This window comes from Gilvimarinus japonicus (assembly GCF_042847215.1).
GTDB lineage: Bacteria > Pseudomonadota > Gammaproteobacteria > Pseudomonadales > Cellvibrionaceae > Gilvimarinus > Gilvimarinus japonicus.
Genome location: NZ_AP031500.1, coordinates 3,288,398 through 3,312,324, shown reverse-complemented (window position 1 = coordinate 3,312,324; position 23,927 = coordinate 3,288,398). Strand labels below are relative to the sequence as shown.

Sequence of the window (23,927 nt, the reverse complement as noted above, 5' to 3'; positions counted from 1 at the left end):
CCGGTGAATAGCTTGTCTCTGGCGCGGCGCTTAAGTGGCTTTTGGCTTTTGGTGATGTTGGCCTTAATGGTTTGGCAGCTGCCTAAGCTCGCTCTTAATAGCAATATCTTGGCGCTGTTTCCCGACGCTGACTCACGCAGCGCTGAGGCGCGTGTTGAGCAGGCGTTTTCGGCGCGCTTTGAACGTCGGGTGGTACTCTTGTTTGGCGCGGATGACGAAGTGCTAGCCCGCAAAACATTACCGTTTTTGACTGAAACGTTACGTCAGTGCGATTGTTTTGAGGTTGCTGCTGCCGATAGCCAGGTGGGTTTGCTGGATCAGTTTTATCGCGGTCACAACGCATCGTTGTTAACCAAGGCCTGGCGCGACAAACTGAGCAACCTAACGCCTAATCAGTTAGTTGACCAAGCCCAGCGGCGTTTGTTAACGCGCCCCGGCGGTATGAGTGCCCAATCGCTTATTAATGATCCTCTTGGCTCTTTGTCCGATTTTAGCCGCGCTACTGCCCCCAGCACCAATATCCGTCTCGATCAGGCGGGTAATGCTTATATTTCACTTGATGAGCGCCGGTACTACGTACTACCGCTAGAACTTAATGGCTCGCCTTTTAATGTTGCACTGCAAAATCGGGCCCGCGAGGCACTGGCACGCGCTGCAAGCCGTTGGGCAGATTTACCCGGCGCCGATGTACTTAAAACCGGTGCGCTGTTTTATACCTTGGCGGGTACTGATCAAGCACGACAAGAAATCTCTACCGTGGGCGCGGGCTCGCTGCTGGGTATTATCCTTTTATTATTGCTGGTGTTTCGCTCTCCGGCGTTGTTGCTATTGGCCTTTGTGCCGTTAATCACCGGGGTATTGGCCGGCCTTGCGGTTAGCGCGTTGGTATTTGGCGCGGTACACGTGATGGCATTGGTGTTTGGCGCAGCGTTGGTGGGTGTGGCCATCGATTACAGTTTGCATTATTTCGCCGCGCGCATGGCCACTGGGCGCCAGTGGGTGGCCAGTGAAGGCAGCCGCCGGTTATTGCCGCCGTTAGTGCTTGGTTTGGCCACCAGTGTTGTGGGTTATCTCAGTTTTATGGCGGCCGGTTTTCCGGGCTTTAGCCAAATTGCGGTGTTATCGAGCGCGGGGTTGGTGACGGCATTGGCCACTGTTTTGTTCTGTTATCCGAGCTTATTGGCCAAAGCGCCTAAGCGAGCTATGCCGACTTACTTGCAGCGTTTGGTGCGAGGTTTGAGTCGGGCCCACGAGTACATACTGCAACCGCTGGCCCGTCCCGGCTGGTTGCTCTTGGTTTTATTGCTGCTTATTGGTTGGCTGAGTTTAGCCCCTACCAGTGACAGTATTCGCCAAATGCAGCGCCCCGATCCGGCGCTGGTGCAAATGGAAACTCGGGTGCGTGAGAGTTTGGGGGCGGGCGCAGCGCTGCAATATGTTTTACTGCAAGCGCCGAGCGACACGGTGTTAATGCATCGCCTTGAAAAAGCCGCCGAGCGTTTGCAAACACTGCAAGAGGGGTCAGTTTTAGACGGCTTTGATGCTCTGACCCGAGTGTTGCCTTCGCCGCGCCAGCAGCAGGAAAATCGTGCGCTTTGGCAAAGCGCGGTGGTCGATGCCGGGGTGCTGGAAGAGCTTGCCCAGCGTTTACAGCTAACCGATAGCGCCTATCAACAAATGCTTGATGCCAGTGCAACATCAAACACGATTACTCTAAAGGCTTTGCAGCCGGTGTTGATGGGGCGACCCGATTTACCCCTGTATTTTGTCGAGGAGGGTTTGCATTACAGTGCGATAAGCCTAACTGCACCGCGTGAGTTAGATACCATCAAACAGGCTTTAGCGGGGGTTGATGGCATCACACTGGTTGACCCTGTGGCGCGCACCGACCGCTTGCTGCAGCACTATCGTCATAGCGCCACGGGTTTGTTGTTGCTCGCTTACGGCGTGATTGCTTTGTTGTTGGCGCGTCGCTACGGTGCGCCGGGTGCCTTGATGGTGATTTTGCCGCCCGCGCTTGCCAGTGCCGTTAGTTTGGCACTCATCAGTGCGCTGGGGCAGGCGTTGAATGTTTTTAATATGATGGCGCTGTTGCTGGTGTTAGGTATTGGTATTGATTACACCTTGTTTTTGCGCGAGGCGCACTCAGAGCAGTTGGGCACCCGTTTGGCCATTGGTTTATCGACCTTGACGACCGTGCTATCGTTCGGCCTTTTAGCGCTATCGGCCACCGCCGCTATTCACAGTTTTGGCCTGACGGTACTGATTGGCATTTTATTGGCGTATTTTCTGGCGCCGCTGGTCGTGCTGGCACGGACAACAACAAAAGCGTAATGGAATCTTTATGGCAGAGCCAATAGAAAGTATAGATGTAGTTGTTATTGGCGCGGGCCCAGCGGGGGTAGTTGCGGCAACATTGCTGTGGCAAAAAGGTTATCGGGTGCGGGTGTTAGAGCGACAACACTTTCCGCGCTTTTCGATTGGTGAGAGTTTATTGCCTCAGTGTATGGTCTATCTCGAAGAGGCCGGCCTTGCCGATGTAGTCAACAATGCCGGCTTTCGCTATAAAAACGGTGCCGCCTTTGCGTGGGGTGATCGTTATACTTGGTTTAATTTTGAAGAGAAGTTTACCGCGGGGCCGGGCACTACGTTTCAGGTAGAGCGCGCGCGATTTGATAAATTGCTTACCGATGCAGCCGAGGCGCGCGGTGTGGATATCCGCTTTGGTCAGGCCATCACCGATTGTGTTGCTACTGACACGGGCTCGCGTTTAACCGCTCGCGCAGACGACGGTAGCCTTACCCAATTAGATTGCCGTTTCGTATTGGATGCCAGTGGTTTTGGCCGGGTGTTGCCGCGCTTGTTGGATTTAGAAACGCCCTCCAATTTTCCGGTGCGTCAGGCATTTTTTACCCATGTGGAGGACGGCATTGCTCCCGGGGCGTTCGATCGCGATAAAATTTTGGTAACCGTGCATCCCCAAGAGCGCGACATTTGGTTTTGGTTGATTCCGCTCAGTGATACTAAATGCTCTTGCGGTGTGATTGTCAGCGACGAAAAGCTCGCCCAGCGGCGCGGTGAAACCCCCGAGCAGCTATTGCATGAGCTGATTGCCGAGGCGCCGGTATTGGCCAAACTGTTGGCCAACGCCAGCTGGCCAATACCGGTGAATAAGCTCTCGGGTTATTCGCGCAATGTAAAGCAGCTGGCCACCGATCGCTACGCACTATTGGGTAATGCGGGTGAGTTTCTCGATCCGATATTTTCCTCTGGCATTACCATCGCCATGCGCTCGGCCAGTACGGCTGTAGCAACCTTGGTGCGTCAGCTTGAAGGTGAGACGGTTGATTGGCACGCCGATTACGAACAACCGCTGCGCCAAGGGGTTGATACTTTTCGGGTGTTTGTCGACGCTTGGTACGAGGGCTTGTTTCAGGACATTATTTTTTTTGAAGGGCAAGTCGTTAGCGTGAGAGATATGATCTCGTCTGTATTGGCCGGATACGCTTGGGATAGAGCCAACCCGTTTGTGGCAGACCCAACCCGGCGTATGAATGCATTGGCCCAGTTTTGTCGGCCGGAAGAGGCTTCGTGAATGCACACGGTTAAAGCCGGCTTGCTATTATTTATCAGCGTATTACTGAGCGCGTGTACTAGCACCGCACGCTTTAGCCCAAGTGGCGCTTGTGCTCCTGCCGTCGACAGTACGGTGCGCTTAGCGGTACAGCACGGCGAGCAAGTGCAGCATTTATTGCTGCGCACTGAGCGCAGCGACGCACAGACGGTGTTTGTTGCTCTGGATACGATTGGCTCGCCGCAGTTTACGGCGACTCTCGCGAGTGGCCAATTGGCGTTGGAACGCTCGCCGTTATACCGCGGGCTCGACCCCGCCGTTTTATTGTGGGGGTATAACTGGTGGCGCTTGCGTACAACACCCCTGAGCGCATGTACCGAGAGTGCAGGTTTACAGTTGCATCAGACCGCAACATCGATAAGCTTGGCTTATCAGGGGCGCCCCAGTTGGTATTGGGATGCCGCGCGACCGCAACAATATGATTTGCCTCAGCAAGGGGGGCGTGTAACCGTGACCCCTCTAGAGAGATAACCATGGCGACATATCTAACAGATTTAGGGCTGGTTAATGCCCTTGGTGCCGGCCAAAAAGCCGTGGGTCAGGCGCTATTTGCCGGCCAGCGGGCCTTGACGCCCTGCGATTGGGTGCCCGGCCGTCAGACGTATACGGCCGCGGTTACGGCCGATCTGGCGCCCCTGCCAGATGCCCTGTCACCTTTGCGCAGCCGCAATGCGCAGCTCGCGGTGACGGCGCTGACGCAAATTAGCTCGACCATCGAATTGGCTCTGGAGCGCTATGGCGCCGAGCGTGTGGCGGTGGTGGCCGGCACCAGCACCTCGGGTATTGCCGAGGGCGAGGCGGCAATTAAAGCGCTGCAGCAAACCGGGCGGTTGCCGGCCAGTTACGATTACCGCCAGCAAGAGATCGGCAACTTGTCGGCGTTAGTGGCAGGTTTTACGGGCGCCGCCGGGCCCGCTTACACGTTATCGACCGCCTGCTCATCCAGCGCCCACGCGCTGGGTTCGGCCAAGCGTTTATTGGATGCCGGTCTGGCCGATGCTGTGATTGCCGGTGGCGCCGACAGTTTGTGTCGTTTAACGGTAAATGGCTTTGCCGCGCTCGACTCGGTTAGTGTCGAGCCCTGTGTGCCTTTTAGTGTAAACCGCGCTGGTATTAACATTGGTGAGTCGGCGGCGTTTTTTTTAGTCACCCGGGAGCCATTACTCCACGACATCGAGTTGCTTGGCGTTGGTGCCTCGTCCGATGCCCATCATATCTCGGCGCCTGACCCCTCTGGTGCCGGCGCTGAAGCGGCTATTCGGGCAGCGCTGGCAGCGGCGCAATGCCGGCTAGATGATGTGGATTACATCAATTTGCACGGCACTGGTACACCGCTAAACGATGCCATGGAGTCGGCGGTGGTAGCACGACTGTTTGGTCATCAGCCGTTTTGCAGCAGCAGTAAAGGCCAGGTGGGCCATACCTTGGGGGCGGCGGGCGCCACTGAAGTCGCACTGTGTTGGTTGGCTTTAATTGAAAGCTGTGCGCCGCCTCATGTGTGGGACAATAGTCCCGACCCGGCACTGCCCGAGCTACAGCTTGCGCAGCACAATAGCCTGCTGTTACCCGCCTCGCCACGGGTGTTGCTGAGTCATTCATTTGCCTTTGGGGGCAATAATGCCGTTGTTGTTTTGGGGGACTCGCGCGCGTGAGCTTAGCTAACTATATTCCTCACCAAGCGCCGATGCGTTTGGTGGATACACTACTCAGTAGCTCGCCGCTAGAGGTCGAGGTCGAGGCGCATATTCTGGCAGACAATATTTTTTACGATGCGTCTCGGGGCGGTGTGCCCGCTTGGACGGGGATTGAGTACATGGCTCAAGCCGCCGCTGTGTGGGTGGGTATTGAGGATACTCGCTTGAGCAAGCCGATCGAGCCGGCGTTTTTAATCAGCTCACGGCAGTACACTGCCCACTGCCCGTTGTTTGCGCTGGGAGAACCTTTGCGTATTCGTGTACACGCCAACTTAGTTGACGGCCCTTTGGTCGCTTTTCGCGGGACGATACACAACCGCACCGACTTGCTGGCCGAGGCGATTTTTACCGCGTACCGGCCCGACGATATTGCCGCCTATATAGCGGCAACTGAGCCGCAAACGTTGTCAGCAGCATCACCGCTGTCACAATCAAAGAAAACACAAGGAGTAACACCATGAGTCGCCGGGTACTGGTTACCGGATCGAGCCGTGGCATCGGTCGCGAAATCGCTCTTGAGCTGGCCCGTCAAGGGTTTGCCATCACCGTGCACTGCCGCACCAACCGCGCTCAAGGTGAGGCCGTGGTCGAGGAGGTTCGCGCGCTGGGCGCCGATGCCGAGCTGGTGTGTTTTGATGTCGCCGATCGCACCGAGACGCGCGCCGTGCTCGATGCTTTAGTGGCCGATCACGGCGCCTTTTACGGCGTTGTTTGCAACGCCGGCATCACCCGCGATAACGCGTTTCCGGCCATGAGCGAAGATGATTGGGACAGTGTGATTCACACGAACCTAGACGGCTTTTATAACGTCGTACAACCGTTGGTGATGCCGATGGTGCAGGCCCGTAGCGGAGGCCGAATCGTGACTTTATCATCCATTGCCGGGCTGGCGGGCAACCGTGGTCAGGTGAATTATAGCGCGACTAAAGCGGGTTTAATCGGCGCAACTAAAGCGCTAGCCCTTGAGCTTGGCAAGCGCAAAATCACCGTTAATTGTGTCGCGCCAGGCATTATCGAAACCGATATGATCGATGAGGTGTTTGCTGACGAGGCGAAAAAAATGATTCCGCTTAAGCGCTTTGGCGAGGCTCGTGAAGTGGCAAGTTTAGTGGGTTACCTGATGAGCGACTCGGCCAGCTATATTACCCGGCAAGTTATTTCGGTAAACGGTGGGATGCTCTAATGCGCAGAGTCGTGATTACCGGTGTGGGTGCCGTCAGTGCCTTGGGCAACAATTGGGCGGATGTGCAATCAGCATTGGCCGCTGGACACAATAAAATTCAGCGCTTTGCCGAATGGGATGAGATCGAAGGGCTTAACACCCGCTTGGGGGCTCCGGTAGATTTTACGACGCCCGCGCATTATCCGCGTAAAAAATTGCGCAGTATGGGACGCGTGTCGGTGATGGCCGTGAGCGCCACGGAACAAGCATTAACCGAGGCAGGTTTAGTGGGCGAGCCGTGTTTAACCAATGGCAGTACCGGTGTCTCTTATGGCTCCTGTATTGGCACGCCCGCCGATGTGCCAGCGCTAACCCGCGTGGTCACTGATAAAACCACCATCGATTTAAACGCCTCGACTTATTTACGCACCATGACCCACACCGCCACGGTGAATATCGGTTTATTCTTTAATATGACCGGGCGGATCATCCCTACCGCGTCGGCGTGTACCTCCGGCAGTCAGGGGGTGGGTTACGCCTACGAGGCGATTAAGTACGGCATGCAAGACGTTATGGTGGCTGGCGGCGCCGAAGAGTTTCACGTAACACCGATCGCGGTGTTTGATACTTTGTTTGCCACCAGTACGCGCAATGATGAGCCAAACCTAACCCCGCGCCCGTTTGATGCTGAGCGCGACGGACTGGTGATTGGCGAAGGTGCGTGCTCGTTAATACTAGAAGAGTACGAGCACGCCCGCGCTCGCGGCGCGACTATTTTGGGTGAGATTGTCGGTTACGGCACTAACTCCGATGGCGCCCACGTCACCGAGCCCAGCGCCGAGACTATGACTCGGGCCATGCAGCTGGCGCTGGCCGATGCTAAGGTCAGCCCCGACGCTATCGGCTACGTCAACGCCCACGGCACTGCCACCGCCAAAGGCGACATCGCCGAGAGCCGCGCGACCGCAGCCGCCCTGGGCGAAGGTAAACCCATCAGCTCGCTAAAAAGCTACATCGGTCACACCTTAGGCGCCTGTGGCGCACTGGAGGCGTGGATGAGTGTAGAGATGATGCGCAGCCAGTGGTTTGCCCCGACCATTAACCTTGATCGTGTCGACCCCGAGTGCGCCGAGCTGGATTATATTCAACACGCCGGTCGCGCTATTGATTGCGACTATGTGATGAGTAATAACTTCGCCTTCGGCGGCGTCAATACGTCTTTGATTATTAAGCGCTACTCTGCATGAACCGGGTGGTTGTGACCGGCATGGCCGGGGTTACCTCTATTGGCAGCGACTGGGCAAGCCTGTCCGGCGCCTTAAAAGGCGGCCGCAGTGGTATCCGGGTTATGCCAGAGTGGGCCGACTATAAAGGCTTAGACACCCAGTTGGCGGGCCCGGTGGATGATTTTGCAATGCCCAGCTCTTACCCGCGTAAAAAAGTGCGCGGCATGGGCCGAGTGGCACAACTGGCCACTCGTGCCACTGAGTTGGCGCTTATGGATGCGGGCTTAATTAATGATCCGGTTATCGCCAGCGGTCAATGCGGCATTGCCTATGGTTCATCCACTGGCAGCACCCCGGCTACGCGAGAGTTTGCCGAGCTACTTAACCGCCAGGATTTAACCCGGGTAACCGCTACCACATACGTGCGAATGATGAGCCACACCACGGCCATTAACTTAAGTATATTTTTTGGTGTAAAAGGGCGGGTGTACACCACATCGTCGGCCTGTACCTCTGGCAGCCAGGGGATCGGTTATGCCTATGAGGCGATTAAAAGTGGCTATCAATCGGTGATGATCGCTGGTGGCGCCGAAGAGCTGTGTCCGTCAGAGGCCGCGGTGTTTGATACCTTTGGCGCCGCCAGTACCAAAAACGATACCCCTGGCTCGACCCCCAGCCCGTTTGATACTCACCGCGATGGCTTAGTGATTGGCGAAGGGGCGGGCACGTTAATTTTGGAGTCGCTCGATCATGCACAGGCGCGTGGCGCCACTATTTATGCCGAGGTGATCGGGTTTGGTACCAATGCCGATGGTGCCCATATTACCCAGCCCGACGCCGATAGCATGCAAGCGGCCATGGCACTGGCTTTACGCGATGCCGGCTGTGCGCCACAGGCGATTCATTACATCAATGCTCATGGTACCGCCACACCCTGGGGTGATGTTGCCGAGAGTCTGGCGACACAGCGGTTGTTTGGCGATTCCCTACCTGTGAGCAGCATTAAAGGGCATATTGGTCACACCTTGGGCGCCAGCGGTGCCATTGAGGCGTGGGCGAGTATTGCTATGATGCGCGAGCAGTGGCTGATGCCAACCCTTAATTTATCTCAGGTGGACCCAGATTGTGCCGCGCTTGATTATATTATCGGCTCGCCCCGCACCACCGATGGCGATACTCTAATGAGCAATAATTTTGCTTTTGGCGGGATTAACACCTCGTTAATCTTTCGCGTTAATGTGGCGTAAATATCGCTCGAATAAATGCTTTTGGTGCGGCGTCGCATTTAAATCCTAGAACTTACCCTCACACATTGTTGATTCACTGAATTGCTCCTATAGTCTAAGGCATCGCGCCATTTGGCGTCAGACGCTCGCCGTCGGGATTTGTTGACAAGGGGAAGTCATGGTGAAAGCAATCGTTCAAGTGTCGCTACTGATGGGATTGGTTTGCAGCGCTGGCGTCTATAGCGCTGAGTTAGACGAAGTGCAGCGCGAGCTTGAGCAAACGCGGGCGCAACTCAATGCGTTGCAGGCGCGGGTTACCGCCGGGGAGCAAAACACGGCTGCGCGCGCGAAGAATTTTGTGGTCTACGGTTTTGCTCAGCTGGATATGATTCAAGACTTTGAGCGCGTTAACCCCAACTGGGAGGCCACTTTAAGGCCCTCGCGCATTCCCACCCAAGATGGCCAGTACGGCAGCGAGGGCCAAACCATTGCCAGTGTGCGCCAGAGCCGTTTAGGCGTCGAGGCAACGTTACCGCTGGGCGACGATAGCATCCATACCGTTTTTGAATTTGATTTATACGGTGTCGGCAGTGACGAAGGTCAAACCACCATGCGCGTGCGTCACGCCTATGGCGAGTGGCAGTCTGTTTTGGCCGGCCAAACCAACTCCCTGTTTATGGACGGCAATGTTTTCCCCAATGTGATTGATTACTGGGGGCCGGCGGGCATGGTGTTTTTGCGCAACCCGCAAATTCGCTGGACGCCTGTGCGCGGCACTAACACATTGGCGGTAGCGATTGAAAAACCCGGCAACGATGTCGACGATGGTATTTTGGGGGCGGCGGGATACGATATTACCGGCGATCAGCCATTGCCCGATCTGACCGCGCATTTTCGCCGCGAAGCCGATTGGGGGCATTTTCAAGTGGCCGGTATTTTGCGCGATGTGGCGTATGAATCAGTACAAAGCACCGACAACGAGCCCTCTGGCAGTGATCTCGGGTGGGGCGTAAACCTAACCGGTACGCTTAAAGTGGGCCATAATACTGTGCGCTTGGGTACGGTTTACGGCGAGGGTATCGCCAGCTATATGAACGACGGCGGCATGGATATGGCGCCCCAAGGGCTGAGTGCCGACTCACTTAGCAGCGTGCCATTGTTGGGTGTGATTGCTTATTACGACCACCAGTGGAGCGATCGCTACAGCTCATCGATGGGCTACAGTTTTACTGAGGTGGACAACCAGGCATTTCAGTTGGGCTCTGCCTTCAAAAAAGGTGAGTACCTGTCGGCCAATGTGCTGTTTGTACCGCGTAAAAACCTGTTGCTGGGGGTTGAATACCTTTGGGGACAGCGCACTGATTTTAATGGAGCAGCGGGCACGGATAATCGCGTGCAGGTTTCGTTTAAGTATTCTTTTTCTAGCCAAGATTTTTAAAAAATTGCGCATGCCAATGGCAGCAGGGAGTGAACGATGATGCGAAAAATGGAAAAGAGGTTTGTGGGGCGGCACATTAACACGCTGTATGCGCGTGCCGCTAAGCTCCTTGTGGGTTTGGCCCTGAGTCTGGTATCCGTTGCGGCAGCCCATGGGGCCGAGCTCTCGCTAACCCAAGAGAATATCGAGGGCGCCTTAAAAGCGGCGTACGATAAGTATAAAAATATCGATGAGGGCGCCAACGCCGATTACATTCCGGCCTTGGCAAAGGTCGACTCGGATATTTACGGCATTGCCCTTGTTACCACCGATGGCAAGCTTTATACCGTAGGTGATATCAGCTCTGAGGTATCCATTCAGTCGATCTCCAAGGTGTACACCATGGCGCTGGTGATGGATCAAGACGGTACTGAGGAGTTGGTTACAAATATGGGGGTGGATGCCACCGGCCAAGTGTTTAACTCCATTGTCGCGATCGAGCAATATCAGGGCGCCGAGATGAACCCGCTGGTTAATGCCGGCGCTATTACCACAACAAGCCTGGTAGATGGTAAAGACGGCGATGAAATCTGGGGAAAAATTCTGACTAAATACGAACAGTTTGCCGGTCGTAAACTAACCGTACTAAACGATATTTATGAGTCAGAAGCGGCGACCAATCAGCGCAACCAGGCAATCGCTTCTTTGATGCACGCCTATGGTCATATCGATAATAATTTTTTGCGTGCCACTGATATTTATACCCGCCAGTGCTCTGTGGGGGTTAACGCCAAAGATTTAGGCGTAATGGCTGCCACCCTGGCGAATGGTGGTAAAAACCCGGTAACGGGTAAGCAGGTGACTAAAACCGAAAACGTGCCAGAGATTCTGGCGGTGATGGCCACCGCAGGGCTGTACGACGATGCCGGTAAATGGCTGTATAAAACCGGCTTGCCTGCTAAAAGTGGTGTCGGGGGTGGCATTGTTGCGGTTTCGCCCGGCAAGTTTGGTATTGCGGTGATCTCGCCGCCACTGGATGCCGCTGGCAACAGCGTACGGGCGCAAAAAGCGATTGCCGATATCTCGAATGCGCTGGGTGGAAACCCCTACCAAGTGACGCCCAAGTAAGACGTATGTAAGCAGTTGGTGTAAAATCGCGCCGATAATGTTTAATCCGGCGGTGCGATGATAGATCAGTGGTTGTTTTACCTACTAGCAGTACCCGTAGTATTGCTAGTAGGTTTATCAAAAGGCGGTTTTGGTGGCGGGCTTGGCTCGCTTGCGGTGCCGGTGTTATCGCTGGCTGTCGATCCGCGTTTAGCCGCGGCTGTTTTACTCCCCATTTTGTGCAGTATGGATCTGGTGAGCCTGTGGAGTTTTCGCGGCCAGTGGGATAAGCGCAACCTTAAAATCATGTTTCCCGGTGCCATGCTTGGTCTCGCCCTTGGCGCGGCTATGTTTACCTATATGGATGCCAATATGATCCGCCTGATGGTGGGGTTAATGGCACTGTATTTTGTCGGGCACTACCTGTGGGGCCGGCATATTTTGCAGCGTGTAGCGGTGCAAAAGGCGAGCGTGGTGCGCGGTAGTTTTTGGAGTAGTATCGCCGGCTTTGTCAGCTATATTGCCCACGCCGGTGGTCCGCCTATTTCTATTTATTTACTGCCGCAGCATTTACCGCGCACCTTGTTTGTGGGCACTACGGTATTGTTTTTTAGTGTGGTCAATTTTATTAAGTTAGTGCCTTATGTAGCGATGGGGCAATTGGATTTAAGTGCTTTTGTCACCTCGTTGGTGTTGCTGCCGCTGGCGCCTATTGGTGTGCGGCTAGGGGTGTTTTTGCATCACCGGGTGAGCGATACATGGTTTTACGGGGTGTGTTATTTATTGCTCGCCGTGGCAGGCCTTAAGTTGGTGGGTGAGTCTGTACTGGTGTGGTTTGGAGGCTAGTGATGGTTTGGATGTTATTGGTTATTGCCATCGTCTCAGAGGTGATTGCCACCTCGGCTTTAAAATCCGCTGAGGGGTTTACCCGTCTCTGGCCGTCAGTTGTGGTGGTGTTGGGGTATGGCGTGGCATTTTATTGCTTATCAGAAGTGGTTAAAAGCTTGCCCCTTGGTGTTACCTATGCGATTTGGTCTGGGGTGGGAGTGGCGCTTATTGCTTTAGTGGGCTGGTTGGTGTTCGACCAAAAGCTCGATGGCGCCGCATTACTGGGCCTGGGTTTGATTGTTACGGGTGTCGTAATTATTAACGTGTTCTCTAAAACCGTGAGTCATTAAACTCCCAAACTGTGACCGCGTCGCCTGCGTGGCGCCTAGGTGCGACAATTTGTCACTGTGCGGGCACCGCGCGGTACCGTAAAGTTCTTTCCACACTGGGGGAGAACAATGACAACAACAAAAATATCAATTGCAGTACTGATGACGGCGCTCTTGTCGGTCAAAGCGGGAGCACAGGCTCCGGCGGTAGAAGAAATCACCGTGTGGGGCACGCAAGATGAAGGCTCCAGCGCCGAGCGGGTTGGGCCTACCAGCGTACTGAACCCGCAAGATTTAACCAGTATTAATGTTGCCACCACCGAGGATGTGGTGAAGTACGAACCGAGCTTGGTAATTCGCCGGCGCTTTATTGGCGACTCAAATGGCACTTTGGGTATTCGCAGCGCCAATATGTTTCAAACCTCACGCTCAATGGTGTTTGCCGATGGCGTGCCGCTGCATTATTTGTTGCAGTCGCGCTGGAGCGGCGCACCGCGCTGGACTATGGTGTCGGCCAGTGAGATCGCCCGCGTCGATGTGATCTACGGGCCGTTTTCGGCTGAGTACAGCGGCAACGCCATGGGTGGTGTGGTCAATATCGAAACGGCCATCCCCCAAGAGCGTCAGGTCCATGTCGATGGCTCTTTCTTTAGCCAAAGCTTTAACGATTACGGTTTTGATGATGACGTCAGTGGGTATAAAGGCTTTGCCTCTTACGGCGATAAGTTTGGCGATTTAAGTGTTTATTTATCGTATAACCACCTCGAAAACGATTCCCAACCGCAGTCGTTTTACTATGCGGGCAATAGCGCGGCAGACACCACGGCTACGTCGGTAACCGGGGGCATACTCGGCGCCGACTCACAGGATGTTGAGCGTTTGTACTTTGGCGATACGGGCGTCATTAATACCACCACCGATAATCTTAAATTTAAAACCGGTTATGAATTTGGTCGTTTCTCAACGTTGCTCAACGTGGCCTATGAAGATCGCCACTCGGATACCGGTCGTGCCAATAGCTATTTAACCACCGCCAGCGGTGAGTCGTTTTGGGGTGGCACAATCGAGCAGGATGGACAGTATTACAGCGTGCCCAGCAATCGCCTTAATGTTAGCAGTGCCGATCGTCGCAGTTTGTCGCTAGGGTTGCGTTTGCTTGGTGAGTTGACCGAGCAAACAACACTGGAGGCCAATGTTAGCCAGTTTGATATTCTCGAAGACGTTACTCGCAGCTCGGCTACGAACCCGATGCACCCTGATTACAATCTTATGGGCCAGGTCGCAGATTACGACGACACTGGCTGGCAAACGGCCGATGTTAAGCTGAGTGTTAACGACTTTGTGGTGCCGGGCTTGGATTTTATTACCGGGGCGCGCTATGAGGCGTATGAGCTTAACTACGACGTATACGCCTCGGATAATTATCTCGCCAGCAGTAAAGATGCTTACACCAGTCGCAGTGGCGGCCGTACCGATATCGCTGCCGTGTTTGCGCAGTTTAACTGGCAGTTATCCGAGCAGTGGGATGTAAGTTTTGGTGGCCGCTATGAAGATTGGCGCAGTGACGGGGGGTATTATTCTAACGACGATGCCGCGACGCCAGAGTTTGATCTTGAGAAGGTGCCGGGCAACGATATTGCACGCTTCTCGCCCAAGTTCTCGTTGGGTTATTCCCCAGCGCCGCAATGGCAGTTGCGTTACTCGATTGGGCAAGCGTACCGTTTTGCGATTGTCGAAGAATTGTTTAGTCAGTACGAGGCTTACAACTCTGTTAGCGAGGCAAACCCTGAGCTAAAACCGGAAGATGGTTTGCACCAAAACCTTATGCTGCAGCGGGAGCTGGATAACGGCTACCTGCGCGTCAATATCTACCAAGACGACATTGATGACTCTATTGAGTCTCAAGCGACGACGTTACCCGGCGGCACGTCTATTCGTACGTTTATTCCCATTGATTCGGTGCGCACTCGCGGTGTGGAGTTTATCGCTAATGCCTATAATTTATGGCTCGAGAACCTCGATGTGCGTTTTAATCTTGCCTATACCGATGCCGAAATTCGCCGCAACGCCGCCGACCCATCCATAGAGGGCAATCAAGTTCCGCGTATGCCAAAGTGGCGTGGAAACCTGTTGGCGACCTATCACCTAAGCGATAAATGGGATGTGGGCGGCAGCGTGCAATATGCCAGCAATAGCTATGGTCGTTTAGATAATACCGATACCGCTGACAATGTGTACGGCGCGCAAGACGGTTATACTCGGCTGGGCTTTAAAAGTAGTTATCAGTTCTCTAAGCATTTTAAAGCCGGTGTCGGTATCGACAACCTCACTAACGAGATCGCCTATGTGGCACACCCTTGGCCTGGGCGCACACTCTACGTTAATTTTTCGTACGATTGGTAAGTGGGTTAAGCAATGAATCAAGCCGTTAGTCACACCGCGCCCCGGGAAGGTGTCCGGCCGCAAAAGTCTCGCCCTCAGCGTTTGTATCGCACTGTGTGGCGCTGGCACTTTTACGCCGGGGTTTGTTGCATTCCGTTTGTAATTATTTTGGCGCTATCGGGTGCGATTTATTTGTTTAAACCGCAGTTTGAGGCCTGGGTTGATCGCCCCTATCAGCAGTTGCCGGTGGGCGCTACCTCTGTGTCGGTGAATGCGCAAATCGCGACGGCGCGCGCCGCCGTTCCGGGTGCGCAATTTATGACGTATCAACTGCCGGCAAATGCTACTAGCGCGGCGATTATCAGTGTGAATGATGCCGGCGCGCGGACACTGGTCTATGTCGATCCGTATCAAAATAAAGCACTCAAAGTAATTCCGTATAGCGATCAGTTTATGCAGCAGGTCAAAGCGTTTCATGGCGCGCTTTTGGCCGGTACGGCGGGCTCGGTGATTGTCGAGCTTGCCGCCTGTTGGGCAGTCATCCTGGTGGTCACTGGTTTGTATTTGTGGTGGCCACGCACGTCGAACGGATTCGCTGGCGTGTTATACCCTCGATTGCGCCAGGGACGGCGCATTTTTTGGCGAGATATTCACGCCGTTACGGGTTTTTGGTTGGCAAGCTTTACGCTGTTTTTATTGGTCTCGGGGCTGCCGTGGACGACTGTGTGGGGCGCGGCATTTAAAGAGCTGCGTCAGTGGAATTCGGCTCCGGTGGTGCAGAGCTGGAGCAGTGGTGCGGTTAAAGCGGCGCCGGCGTGGCGGCCACAAGCCGTTGAGTCTGTTGATTTGCCCGATCACGTGGTGCGCGCCGTGCAGGATTTAACTATGGCGCAACCCGTAGAGTTGTCGGTAGCGGCCAGCGAGCCCTTGGTCATTAAAGCCAGCTCGCTGAGCCAAAACCGACCTAAGCGGGCGACCGTTTGGCTGGACGGGCGCACCGGAGATGTTCAGCGGGCGCAAAACTTTGCTCAAAAGGGCACCTTAGACCGAGTGATAGGTTTTGGAATTGCCGCGCACGAAGGGCACTTGTTCGGCTGGTTTAACCAATTACTGGGTGTCCTGACCACACTGGGCTTAGTGCTGTTATGCGTGAGCGGGACCATACTCTGGTGGCGTCGTAAGCCGGCAAAACGGCTGGGGGCGCCAGCTGCTATGCCCGCGGGTAATGCCGCTATGGTGGTGACGGGGCTGATCCTCGCGCTGGGTGTTGCTTTGCCATTGGTGGGCCTTTCTATGATCGCCGTATTGTTACTTGAGTGGTTAGTGTTGCGCCGTATACCCGCGCTACGCCACTGGTTGGGGCTCACACCGGCAACGAACCCGTAGCAATATCGGTTGTAGTAAACGTCATATCGACCAAACGGCGGGTTTTACCAAAGCCTTTCTGGCAGCGCATTGCGCCTCTTTTGCACGTCGTGACGTTTTATGTTGATACCAGTGGATGATGCGTTCTGGTGACGCTTACTGCCTATTTACCATGTTGGCAACCTAGCTTATAGTGCAATTAACTATAACAAGAAGTTAGGAGGTCACACATGCACGCTCATCACGCCCGTCGCTCTTTTTGGGCTTTATTGTTTATCGTATCGTATGCTTTGCTTGTCACCGCTTGCGGTAGCGGCGGCGGTGGTACTAGCAGCCCACCAGCGGTAACGCCCCAGCCCGAACCGGAGCCCGAGCCCCAACCAGAGCCGGAACCCCAACCTGAACCTGAACCCCAGCCAGAACCTGTTACCAAGGTACCGGCAGGCGGCGTATCGGTTATTACCTCAACGCCGGCAACCGGATACGCGTTTTGGGAAGGCAATAACGCCGGCCCCGTGGGCTCGGCCGAAACCGTTGACGCCGAGCACGAGGAGTTCTCGCAAGCGGTGCGCGTGTCGGTTAGCAACCCGTCGGGCGAGTTTTACAATGGTCAGTTGCAGTATCCCACCACCGTAGCCCTAAACGATGGCGATGTGCTGTTATTGCATTTGTATTTTCGCTCGGTCGAGAACACCTACGAAACCGGTGCCGGCTTTGCCACTGTGTTTATGGAGACGCCCGATTTTACCAAGTACGTTCAGCACGAATTAAACAGTACGGGCGAATGGGAAGAGTACTTTATTCCATTGCAAATGCCGCGCTCCGAAGCTGCCGGTGAAACGATTGTTAAAGTGGGCTTTGGCGATGGCGACCGCGCGCAAGTGTTTGAGGTGGGTGGTGTGCAGTTGCTGAATTATAGCAATACCTTAACGATGGACGATTTACCGCTGACTAAACTGAGCTATGTTGGCCGGGAGCCGGACGCCAGTTGGCGGGCAGACGCTAATGCGCGTATCGAGCAATACCGCAAGGGGGACTTTACCGTAAACGTCGTCGATGCCGATGGCGCGGCCGTGAGTGGTGCCGACGTTAATGTTGAGTTTGTACAACACGCTTATCACTTTGGCTCGGTTACCGTAGGCAATATTTTGATGGGTGAAGGTGATGACAGTGACATTTACCGTGAGAAAGTACTGGAGCTATTTAACCAAAGTGGACCCGAAAACGACTTAAAGTGGGGCCCATGGGAAGGCGAGTGGGGCAGTAGCTTTAATCAAACCACCACCATCGCGGCACTGCAGTGGCTGCAAGATCACGACTTTTACACCCGTGGCCACGTGTTGGTGTGGCCCTCTAAGCGCAATTTGCCGGAGTTAATGCAAGGCTATTTGCCTGAGGGTAATCCCGCGGCGGCCGACCCGACGGCGAAGCAAGTAACACTGGATCATATCGATGATATCACCAGTGCCACGGCGAGCGTGTTGGACGAGTGGGATGTATTAAATGAGCCCTACGATAACCATTATTTAATGGATGCCTTTGGCGATGAGGTGATGGTAGATTGGTTTGAGCAAGCCCGCGCCAATTTGCCGGCTCACAAACTGTATATTAATGACTACTCGATTTTGTCGGGGGGCGGGCGTAACTTTGCGCATCAGGATCACTACCAGCAGACGATCCAGTATTTACAAGATGCTAACGCGCCGATTGACGGTATCGGCTTGCAGAGCCACTTTGGTAACTCCCCTACATCGATCTCGCGTATTTACGATATTATTGAGCGTTTTCATCAGGCGTTTCCCGATTTAAAAATTCGCTCCACCGAGTTTGACGTTAACACCACGGACGAAGCGTTACAGGCGGATTTTACCCGGGATTTTCTCACCATATTTTTCAGTCATCCAGCCACCGTAGGCGTACAAAACTGGGGCTTTTGGGCTGGCGCCCACTGGAACCCCAACGCCGCAATGTACACGCAAAGCTGGCAAGAAAAACCCAACGCGGTTGCCTGGAAGCAAGCCATTTATGACACTTGGTGGAATGATTTTTCGGGCCTGTCGAGTGACGCTGGCGAGTTTAGCAGTCGGGGCTTTTACGGTAAGTACAAGGTAACCGTGATGGCTGATGGCCAGCAGGTACAACGCACGATTGAGCTATTACCCGGTGGCGAGAGCGAGTTTACGCTGCAGCTTGCGCCGCAATAGGTTTAATATTTAGTAAAAAAAACGGCGGCCTAGGCCGCCGTTTTTTATGTTGCTAGCCATGTGGCGTTTAGTTGCTAAGGCCGCTATCAATGGCGTTAATTAATTCACCATTGCTTGTGTCGCCGTTTAGCTCCCAAAAGAACGCGCCGCCCAAGCCTTGCTGCTTAACGTACTGCATCTTGCCGTTAATGGTGGCAGGGGTGTCGTAGCTCCACCAGTTATTGCCGCACTTGGCGTAAGCTGTACCGGCAAAGGTTCCGGTCACTGGGCAGGTGTTTTTAAGGACTTTGTAGTCCTCAATGCCCGCTTCGTAGGTGCCGCTGGCTGCGCCGGTTGCGGTGCCGCCGGGGGCGGCTTGGCTGACGCCGGTCCAACCGCGACCGTAAAAGCCGATACCCAGCATGATCTTCTCGGCGGGAACGCCTTTGCTCTTCAACACTTCAATACCGTGGTTGGTGGTAAAACCTTCCTGCGGAATGCCATCGTAAGTATACAAAGGTGAGTGGGGCGCGGTAGGACCTTGCTTATTCCAAGCGCCAAAGAAGTCGTAGGTCATGATCATATAAAAGTCGAGGTACTGCGCTGCACCGCCATAGTCAGCGGCGTTGATCTTAGCCTCGCCTGCACCGATAGCGGACGTTACAAGAGCGTCTTGACCAAACTCTTGCCGCAGAGCGCGCATCAGGTTTTTGTAGCCGTCAAAGCCGCTGTTGTCACAGGTTAGGCCGCATTCGTTAGGGTATTCCCAGTCGATGTCGATCCCGTCGAATACATCCGCCCAGCGTGGATCTTCGACTAAGTCGTGACACGATTGGGCAAACTGCTGAGCGTTAGCGGCGGCTTGCTCAAAACCACCAGACCAAGTCCAGCCACCAAATGACCACACCACTTTAATTTGTGGGTACATGGCTTTTAAACGACGTAACTGACCAAAGTTGCCACGCAGTGCGCCAGCATCCCAGGTATCGCCAACGCCGTCGACACTCTCGGCCGCGCTATAAGCTTTGTCGTAATCGGCGTACGAATCGCCCACCACACATTTGCCGTTTTGCACATTACCAAAGGCGTACACAATGTGCGTTAGCTTTTCGGCTGAGCCGCTGGTGTGAATATCTTTGACGTGATAGTCGCGATCGTAAACACCCCAGTTGGTGAAATAGCCAATAACTTTATCGCCATGAGTGACGTCAACCGTGCCTACCGTAGCGGTGGTGGTAACGCTGTCGGTGGCGCCTTCGTCATCGGTAATGGTTAGCGTAATAGTGTACTGGCCATCGCTGTTGTAGCTGTGGCTGGGGTTGGCGGCCGTGCTGCTGTTGCCATCGCCAAAGTTCCAGCTGTAGCCGACAACGTTGCCATCCGGGTCCGCGCTGCCGGCACTAGACAGGCTAATACTGGTGTTAGCGTCGGTGTTAAACGGGCCGTTAATTTGCGCCACGGGCGGTTGGTTTTGGTCGGCGGCCACCACGGTTACGTTGGCGCTGTCGGCATCGGTGGCACCGGCATTGTCGGTAACCGTTAGGGTGACTTGATAAGTGCCCGCGTCGCTATAGCTGTGAGATGGGTTGGCGGCGGTGCTGGTGGTGCTGTCGCCAAAGTCCCAACGGTAGGCGCTGATGCTGCCGTCACTGTCGCTGCTACCATTACTGCTAAAGGTAATGCTGCCGCCGGCGCTGCCCGAGTAGGGGCCATTGGCTTGCGCGGTGGGCGCTACATTGGTGTTTGGGTCGCCACAGGAGTCTGTTTGGCTCCAGGCGTCTTGCCAGTGAGCGCCATTGCCAGGCTCGTAGGCCCAACTTGCGGATGACGAGCACCAGCCGGCGATGTCACAGCGATACGCTTGTCCGGCGTTTTGCACAATGTCACCGGCGGCGTATTGGGTGCCGGCCATATAGACAGCAGCATTACAGTCGTTTGGATCGCCCGGGTCGGCGCTGATAGTGGCACTGGTACTGGCGCTGGCGCTGGCGCCCTCGTTGTCGGTGACGGTGAGCGAGACGCTGTAGTTACCGGCCGAGGCGTAGCTGTGTGATGGTGAGGCTTGCGTGCTGCTGCCGCCATCACCAAAGTCCCATGCGTAGCTGGCGATGTTACCGTCGGCGTCGCTCGAGCCGGCGCTATCGAACGCAATTGTGCCGCCAGGCATACCGCTGTAGGGGCCATTAACGCGGGCGAGCGGCGCTTGATTGGCGTCCGGATTAGAGCCATCACAGGTGCCGAGGCTGGACCACTGTTGGTACTGGCCAGAGTTGCTGCTCGGATCGTCTCCTTGAGTCCACCAGTTAGCTTGGTAGGCCTCGCCACTGTGCTGTACTTGTGAGCTGCCGGTGTAGGCGGTTTGCGCGTTCCAGCTATCGAGATTAGTGCAGGTGTAGGCTTGGGCGCTTTGTGCCGCGATAGCGGCCACAGAGCACAAGCCAATGGAGTGCAATATTTTCATGGGGTTATCCCTGTTATGTTGTTGTATGGGCGGTCGCAATTGATCGCTCCCAACATAAGGGCTCGATACACAACCGCTGGCAGTGCCGCTGCTCGTCCTGCAGTAGTGACACTTTTTACCTCAGCGCTGTCTCCGTAGATTTACCCGGAGTTGTGCATCCCTGTTAGACAACGTTGTCACATTCTGCCGTAAGACCCTATACCTCGGTCAATAAGTGGTCGGTTAAAGTGTGACCTTGTTAAAAACTGTGATAAAAATAAGCCGGTTAGATCGAAAAATAATCATGTTTGGCATGAAAACACTTATTTTAATTACATGGATTCCCGGTTTTTAAATCTTTTATTCCATATAATTATTATTTATTGGATGGAGCCCGCGGACCTTAAAGCAATCACGTTAGGTGCGCTGGCGGTGTAACGTGTTTTAGACAGAGGGCAAATCGCGCCATGTGACGATAGGAGGGCGTCGGTACTGAAAAGGCTGTTTGAGGTTGGACCGGTATGCGATATAAACGATTTTATAAAAGCCGCAAGGGCGAAGTGGGGGCTGAAGCTCTGGTGAATCTTTGCTTAAAGGTTCTGTTAATGGTTGCGCGCGCCAAGGCTGTGGCGATTTGCCCCGGTGCGCTCGGCAGCCCAAGTAAGCAGCAGAAGGCACCAGAACTGATGGTTTGGGTGCGGAGGTTAGCTCACACGCATTCCCTTTGTTTGACTATTATGGTGCGATGTAGCGTGGCACTGAGTGGGCTAGTCACCTCGCACATAGCGTTGCCCCCAGCGGGTTAATACCACCGTAGCGATACCGGCAAGTAGCCACACAGGGGAAAGCAGTAACGCTAATGCGATACCGTCCACTAGACCCATACCGGCAATCATCCATGGAATAACAGGAAACCCGTAGCCCTGGGGACGCTTGTTTTCGGCTCGTGCCACCACCGTCACTAGCAGGGTGTAACCGCATTGAATAAGCCCCAACAGGACCACCGCTTGAGTGGCAGAGCCGGCAATGGCGAACGCGGCCACCAAATAAACCCCAAGGCGCGTACTGGCCATGAGTGCCACAGTGCTCCAGTGGCGTTTATGCCATGCATCGTAGGCGACAATAAGCGCGAGTAATCCGCCCGCCGCCAGAATGCCGCGAGCGTTGGGGGTAAACCACAGCAGAATAAAGCCTGCGCTAAACAGAGCCAAAGACAACGTAAGTACGCTGCCAGCTTTGATACTGCCTGCGGGAATAGGACGGTAAGGCTGACGTTCGGCGTCCCAATGGCGGTCGCAGTAATCGTTAAGGCTCATGCCGCCTGCGTAAAAGCACGACAATGCCAGTAAAACCAAACCACAAGCGAGGATGGGAAAACCTGTCCCCAAAGCCGCACTGGTTAGCGCGATACTGGCAATAGCATTCATCCATACGGTGGGTAGGTTACTGACGCGGCCGAGTTTTAGGGCGGTGTTAAGCGTCAGTGGCATGGTCTTGCTCCGTCGTAGAGTGAGTTTGTTCATTAAAAATATGCTGCAAAATTAAATCGCAGACATCGGTGGCGTGTACTTGATGATCGGGTAATAAATCGGGCGCGGTGCTCATCAATACCGGGGTGGAGTAATCGCTGCCATCGTAGATACCATGCGAGCCTTTTACCTGGGTTGGGTCGGTTGAAATCACATCCAGCACATAGCGCATCCCCATTTTCTTTTGTGCCAAGCGGCGGGCCACTTTAAGTTTGGGGAATTTCAAACGCGGGTCAAGAAACAGCTCGCAGGGGTCAAAGCCCGGCTTGCGATGAATCTCCACTTGGTGGGCAAAGTCGGGCGCCTGGGCTTCGTCGTTCCAGTAGTAATAGGTAAACCAACTGTCCGGCTCGGCCAGCAATACCAACTCGCCAGCGCGTTCGTGATCGAGCCCGTATTCGGCGCGCTCGGCCCCTTCTAACACTTTTGCCACGCCCTCAGTGTTGACGAACAATGCTTTAAGCTCGGCGATATCCGCTTTGGCTTGCACATACACATGAGCAATTTGATGATCGCTCATGGCAAAGGCGCGGCACGTGTCAAAGTCTAAATACTCACGGCCCAAATCTACCTTAAGCGATAGCTTGCCGGCCTCGCGTAAGATGCGGTTGGGGTGCACGGGCCGCGAGACGGGCACAATGCCATATTCGGATAACAGTATTACTTGGCAATTGCGCTCGCTAAAGTAATCCAGTAACTCGCCCACTAAATCGTCAATTTCTTGTAGGTCTTTGGCGATGTCGCCATCGGGCCCGACTTTTTGTAGGCAGTAATCCAAGTGTGGCAAGTAAACCAATTGCAAGGTGGGCTCGTGCTCGGCCTCTATGTGCATAGCGGCATCGGCAATCCAGCGGGTGGATTTAATGCTAGTGGCCGGCCCCCAAAAATTAAACAGCGGGAAGTTGCCAAATTTTTTGCTGAGGGTTTCGCGCAGCTGCAACGGATAGGTGTAACAGTCGGGTAGCTTGCGGCCATCGGCGCAGTACAGTGGCCGCGGCGTCAAGGTGTAGTCGGCATCGGTGGCCATGGCGTACCACCAAAAAGTATTGCTGCAGGTAAAGTCTTTATCGCGCACGCGCGCCATATCCCAAATCTTGGGGGCTTGAATTAGTTTGTTACTTTGGCGCCACAGCCAGACTTCATTTTGATCGCGAAAGTACCAGCCGTTAGCGACGATACCGTGTTCGCTGGGCAGCTTGCCGGTTAAGTAAGTCGCCTGTGCCGAGCAGGTAACCGCGGGTGTAACCGGCTTAATGGTGGTGCTGCGGCCAGCGAGTTTGTTGATGTTGGGGGTGTGCTCACCCAAGAGTGCGCGGGTCAGGCCGACCACGTTGAGAACGACGGTTCTTTGCATTTTGGGGCCTCGTGTTGGCAGTAAATGTTGCGGCGACTATTTAGACAGCTG

Annotated in this window: 18 protein-coding genes; 15 read left to right on the top strand and 3 right to left on the bottom strand. The window is 54.5% G+C overall.

Annotation, left to right across the window (positions count from 1 at the left end; all coding sequences use genetic code 11):
• Nucleotides 1-3 precede the first annotated feature (3 nt).
• The 15 genes from ACGHAD_RS14015 to ACGHAD_RS13945 all read left to right on the top strand — a co-directional run bounded on the left by ACGHAD_RS14015 (nucleotide 4) and on the right by ACGHAD_RS13945 (nucleotide 18,574).
• On the top strand, nucleotides 4-2,334 hold the full coding sequence (locus ACGHAD_RS14015) for an MMPL family transporter (RefSeq protein WP_382418011.1): 2,331 nt from the start codon (nucleotides 4-6) through the stop codon (nucleotides 2,332-2,334).
• Nucleotides 2,335-2,344: 10 nt separating this feature from the next.
• Nucleotides 2,345-3,595, top strand: coding sequence for an NAD(P)/FAD-dependent oxidoreductase (locus ACGHAD_RS14010; RefSeq protein WP_382418013.1), 1,251 nt, complete (start codon nucleotides 2,345-2,347; stop codon nucleotides 3,593-3,595).
• On the top strand, nucleotides 3,596-4,105 hold the full coding sequence (locus ACGHAD_RS14005) for a hypothetical protein (protein ID WP_382418015.1): 510 nt from the start codon (nucleotides 3,596-3,598) through the stop codon (nucleotides 4,103-4,105).
• Between the two features lie 2 nt (nucleotides 4,106-4,107).
• Entirely contained in the window at nucleotides 4,108-5,286 is a 1,179-nt protein-coding gene (locus ACGHAD_RS14000) for a beta-ketoacyl-ACP synthase (protein ID WP_382418017.1), read from the top strand.
• Nucleotides 5,283-5,789, top strand: coding sequence for a hypothetical protein (locus ACGHAD_RS13995; RefSeq protein WP_382418019.1), 507 nt, complete (start codon nucleotides 5,283-5,285; stop codon nucleotides 5,787-5,789). The genes ACGHAD_RS14000 and ACGHAD_RS13995 overlap by 4 nt, the downstream gene beginning before the upstream one ends.
• Nucleotides 5,786-6,511, top strand: a complete 726-nt coding sequence (locus ACGHAD_RS13990; RefSeq protein WP_382418021.1) for a 3-ketoacyl-ACP reductase FabG2 — start codon at nucleotides 5,786-5,788, stop codon at nucleotides 6,509-6,511. The genes ACGHAD_RS13995 and ACGHAD_RS13990 overlap by 4 nt, the downstream gene beginning before the upstream one ends.
• Nucleotides 6,511-7,737, top strand: a complete 1,227-nt coding sequence (locus tag ACGHAD_RS13985) for a beta-ketoacyl-ACP synthase (RefSeq protein ID WP_382418023.1) — start codon at nucleotides 6,511-6,513, stop codon at nucleotides 7,735-7,737. Before ACGHAD_RS13990 ends, ACGHAD_RS13985 begins: the two co-directional genes overlap by 1 nt.
• A complete protein-coding gene (locus tag ACGHAD_RS13980; protein ID WP_339615834.1) occupies nucleotides 7,734-8,963 on the top strand; it encodes a beta-ketoacyl-ACP synthase in 1,230 nt (409 codons plus the stop codon). Before ACGHAD_RS13985 ends, ACGHAD_RS13980 begins: the two co-directional genes overlap by 4 nt.
• A 157-nt stretch (nucleotides 8,964-9,120) precedes the next feature.
• Nucleotides 9,121-10,380, top strand: coding sequence for a DcaP family trimeric outer membrane transporter (locus ACGHAD_RS13975; RefSeq protein ID WP_382418025.1), 1,260 nt, complete (start codon nucleotides 9,121-9,123; stop codon nucleotides 10,378-10,380).
• Nucleotides 10,381-10,416: 36 nt separating this feature from the next.
• Complete coding sequence (gene glsA / locus ACGHAD_RS13970; RefSeq protein WP_382418027.1) at nucleotides 10,417-11,487, top strand: glutaminase A; 1,071 nt, start codon at nucleotides 10,417-10,419, stop codon at nucleotides 11,485-11,487.
• A gap of 57 nt (nucleotides 11,488-11,544) precedes the next feature.
• Nucleotides 11,545-12,312, top strand: a complete 768-nt coding sequence (locus ACGHAD_RS13965; RefSeq protein WP_339615837.1) for a sulfite exporter TauE/SafE family protein — start codon at nucleotides 11,545-11,547, stop codon at nucleotides 12,310-12,312.
• Complete coding sequence (locus ACGHAD_RS13960; RefSeq protein ID WP_339615838.1) at nucleotides 12,312-12,644, top strand: multidrug efflux SMR transporter; 333 nt, start codon at nucleotides 12,312-12,314, stop codon at nucleotides 12,642-12,644. The genes ACGHAD_RS13965 and ACGHAD_RS13960 overlap by 1 nt, the downstream gene beginning before the upstream one ends.
• 108 nt (nucleotides 12,645-12,752) lie before the next feature.
• Complete coding sequence (locus ACGHAD_RS13955; protein WP_382418030.1) at nucleotides 12,753-15,026, top strand: TonB-dependent receptor; 2,274 nt, start codon at nucleotides 12,753-12,755, stop codon at nucleotides 15,024-15,026.
• Nucleotides 15,027-15,038: 12 nt separating this feature from the next.
• Nucleotides 15,039-16,391, top strand: a complete 1,353-nt coding sequence (locus ACGHAD_RS13950) for a PepSY-associated TM helix domain-containing protein (RefSeq protein ID WP_382418032.1) — start codon at nucleotides 15,039-15,041, stop codon at nucleotides 16,389-16,391.
• A gap of 209 nt (nucleotides 16,392-16,600) precedes the next feature.
• Nucleotides 16,601-18,574 (top strand): endo-1,4-beta-xylanase, encoded by a 1,974-nt coding sequence (locus ACGHAD_RS13945; RefSeq protein WP_382418034.1) that lies wholly within the window; start codon nucleotides 16,601-16,603, stop codon nucleotides 18,572-18,574.
• 67 nt (nucleotides 18,575-18,641) lie between these two features.
• Here ACGHAD_RS13945 and ACGHAD_RS13940 read toward each other — a convergent pair whose 3' ends face one another.
• The 3 genes from ACGHAD_RS13940 to ACGHAD_RS13930 form a co-directional block, all read right to left on the bottom strand.
• Nucleotides 18,642-21,014, bottom strand: a complete 2,373-nt coding sequence (locus tag ACGHAD_RS13940; protein WP_382418036.1) for a glycosyl hydrolase family 18 protein — start codon at nucleotides 21,012-21,014, stop codon at nucleotides 18,642-18,644.
• A gap of 746 nt (nucleotides 21,015-21,760) precedes the next feature.
• Nucleotides 21,761-22,483 carry a UbiA family prenyltransferase gene (locus ACGHAD_RS13935; protein WP_339615843.1) on the bottom strand — a complete coding sequence of 241 codons (723 nt, stop codon included), beginning with the start codon at nucleotides 22,481-22,483 and terminating at the stop codon, nucleotides 21,761-21,763.
• Entirely contained in the window at nucleotides 22,467-23,876 is a 1,410-nt protein-coding gene (locus tag ACGHAD_RS13930; RefSeq protein ID WP_382418038.1) for an alkaline phosphatase family protein, read from the bottom strand. Before ACGHAD_RS13930 ends, ACGHAD_RS13935 begins: the two co-directional genes overlap by 17 nt.
• Nucleotides 23,877-23,927 lie beyond the last annotated feature (51 nt).

What these genes read in the sequence shown, in the direction of transcription:
- ACGHAD_RS13965 (WP_339615837.1), top strand. Translation starts at nt 11,545, where the DNA reads ATGATAGATCAGTGGTTGTTTTACCTACTAGCAGTACCCGTAGTATTG.
- glsA (WP_382418027.1), top strand. Translation starts at nt 10,417, where the DNA reads ATGATGCGAAAAATGGAAAAGAGGTTTGTGGGGCGGCACATTAACACG.
- ACGHAD_RS13985 (WP_382418023.1), top strand. Translation starts at nt 6,511, where the DNA reads ATGCGCAGAGTCGTGATTACCGGTGTGGGTGCCGTCAGTGCCTTGGGC.
- ACGHAD_RS13955 (WP_382418030.1), top strand. Translation starts at nt 12,753, where the DNA reads ATGACAACAACAAAAATATCAATTGCAGTACTGATGACGGCGCTCTTG.
- ACGHAD_RS13945 (WP_382418034.1), top strand. Translation starts at nt 16,601, where the DNA reads ATGCACGCTCATCACGCCCGTCGCTCTTTTTGGGCTTTATTGTTTATC.
- ACGHAD_RS13950 (WP_382418032.1), top strand. Translation starts at nt 15,039, where the DNA reads ATGAATCAAGCCGTTAGTCACACCGCGCCCCGGGAAGGTGTCCGGCCG.
- ACGHAD_RS13930 (WP_382418038.1), bottom strand. Translation starts at nt 23,876, where the DNA reads ATGCAAAGAACCGTCGTTCTCAACGTGGTCGGCCTGACCCGCGCACTC.
- ACGHAD_RS13990 (WP_382418021.1), top strand. Translation starts at nt 5,786, where the DNA reads ATGAGTCGCCGGGTACTGGTTACCGGATCGAGCCGTGGCATCGGTCGC.
- ACGHAD_RS13940 (WP_382418036.1), bottom strand. Translation starts at nt 21,014, where the DNA reads ATGAAAATATTGCACTCCATTGGCTTGTGCTCTGTGGCCGCTATCGCG.
- ACGHAD_RS14010 (WP_382418013.1), top strand. Translation starts at nt 2,345, where the DNA reads ATGGCAGAGCCAATAGAAAGTATAGATGTAGTTGTTATTGGCGCGGGC.
- ACGHAD_RS14000 (WP_382418017.1), top strand. Translation starts at nt 4,108, where the DNA reads ATGGCGACATATCTAACAGATTTAGGGCTGGTTAATGCCCTTGGTGCC.
- ACGHAD_RS13935 (WP_339615843.1), bottom strand. Translation starts at nt 22,483, where the DNA reads ATGCCACTGACGCTTAACACCGCCCTAAAACTCGGCCGCGTCAGTAAC.
- ACGHAD_RS14005 (WP_382418015.1), top strand. Translation starts at nt 3,596, where the DNA reads ATGCACACGGTTAAAGCCGGCTTGCTATTATTTATCAGCGTATTACTG.
- ACGHAD_RS13980 (WP_339615834.1), top strand. Translation starts at nt 7,734, where the DNA reads ATGAACCGGGTGGTTGTGACCGGCATGGCCGGGGTTACCTCTATTGGC.
- ACGHAD_RS13975 (WP_382418025.1), top strand. Translation starts at nt 9,121, where the DNA reads ATGGTGAAAGCAATCGTTCAAGTGTCGCTACTGATGGGATTGGTTTGC.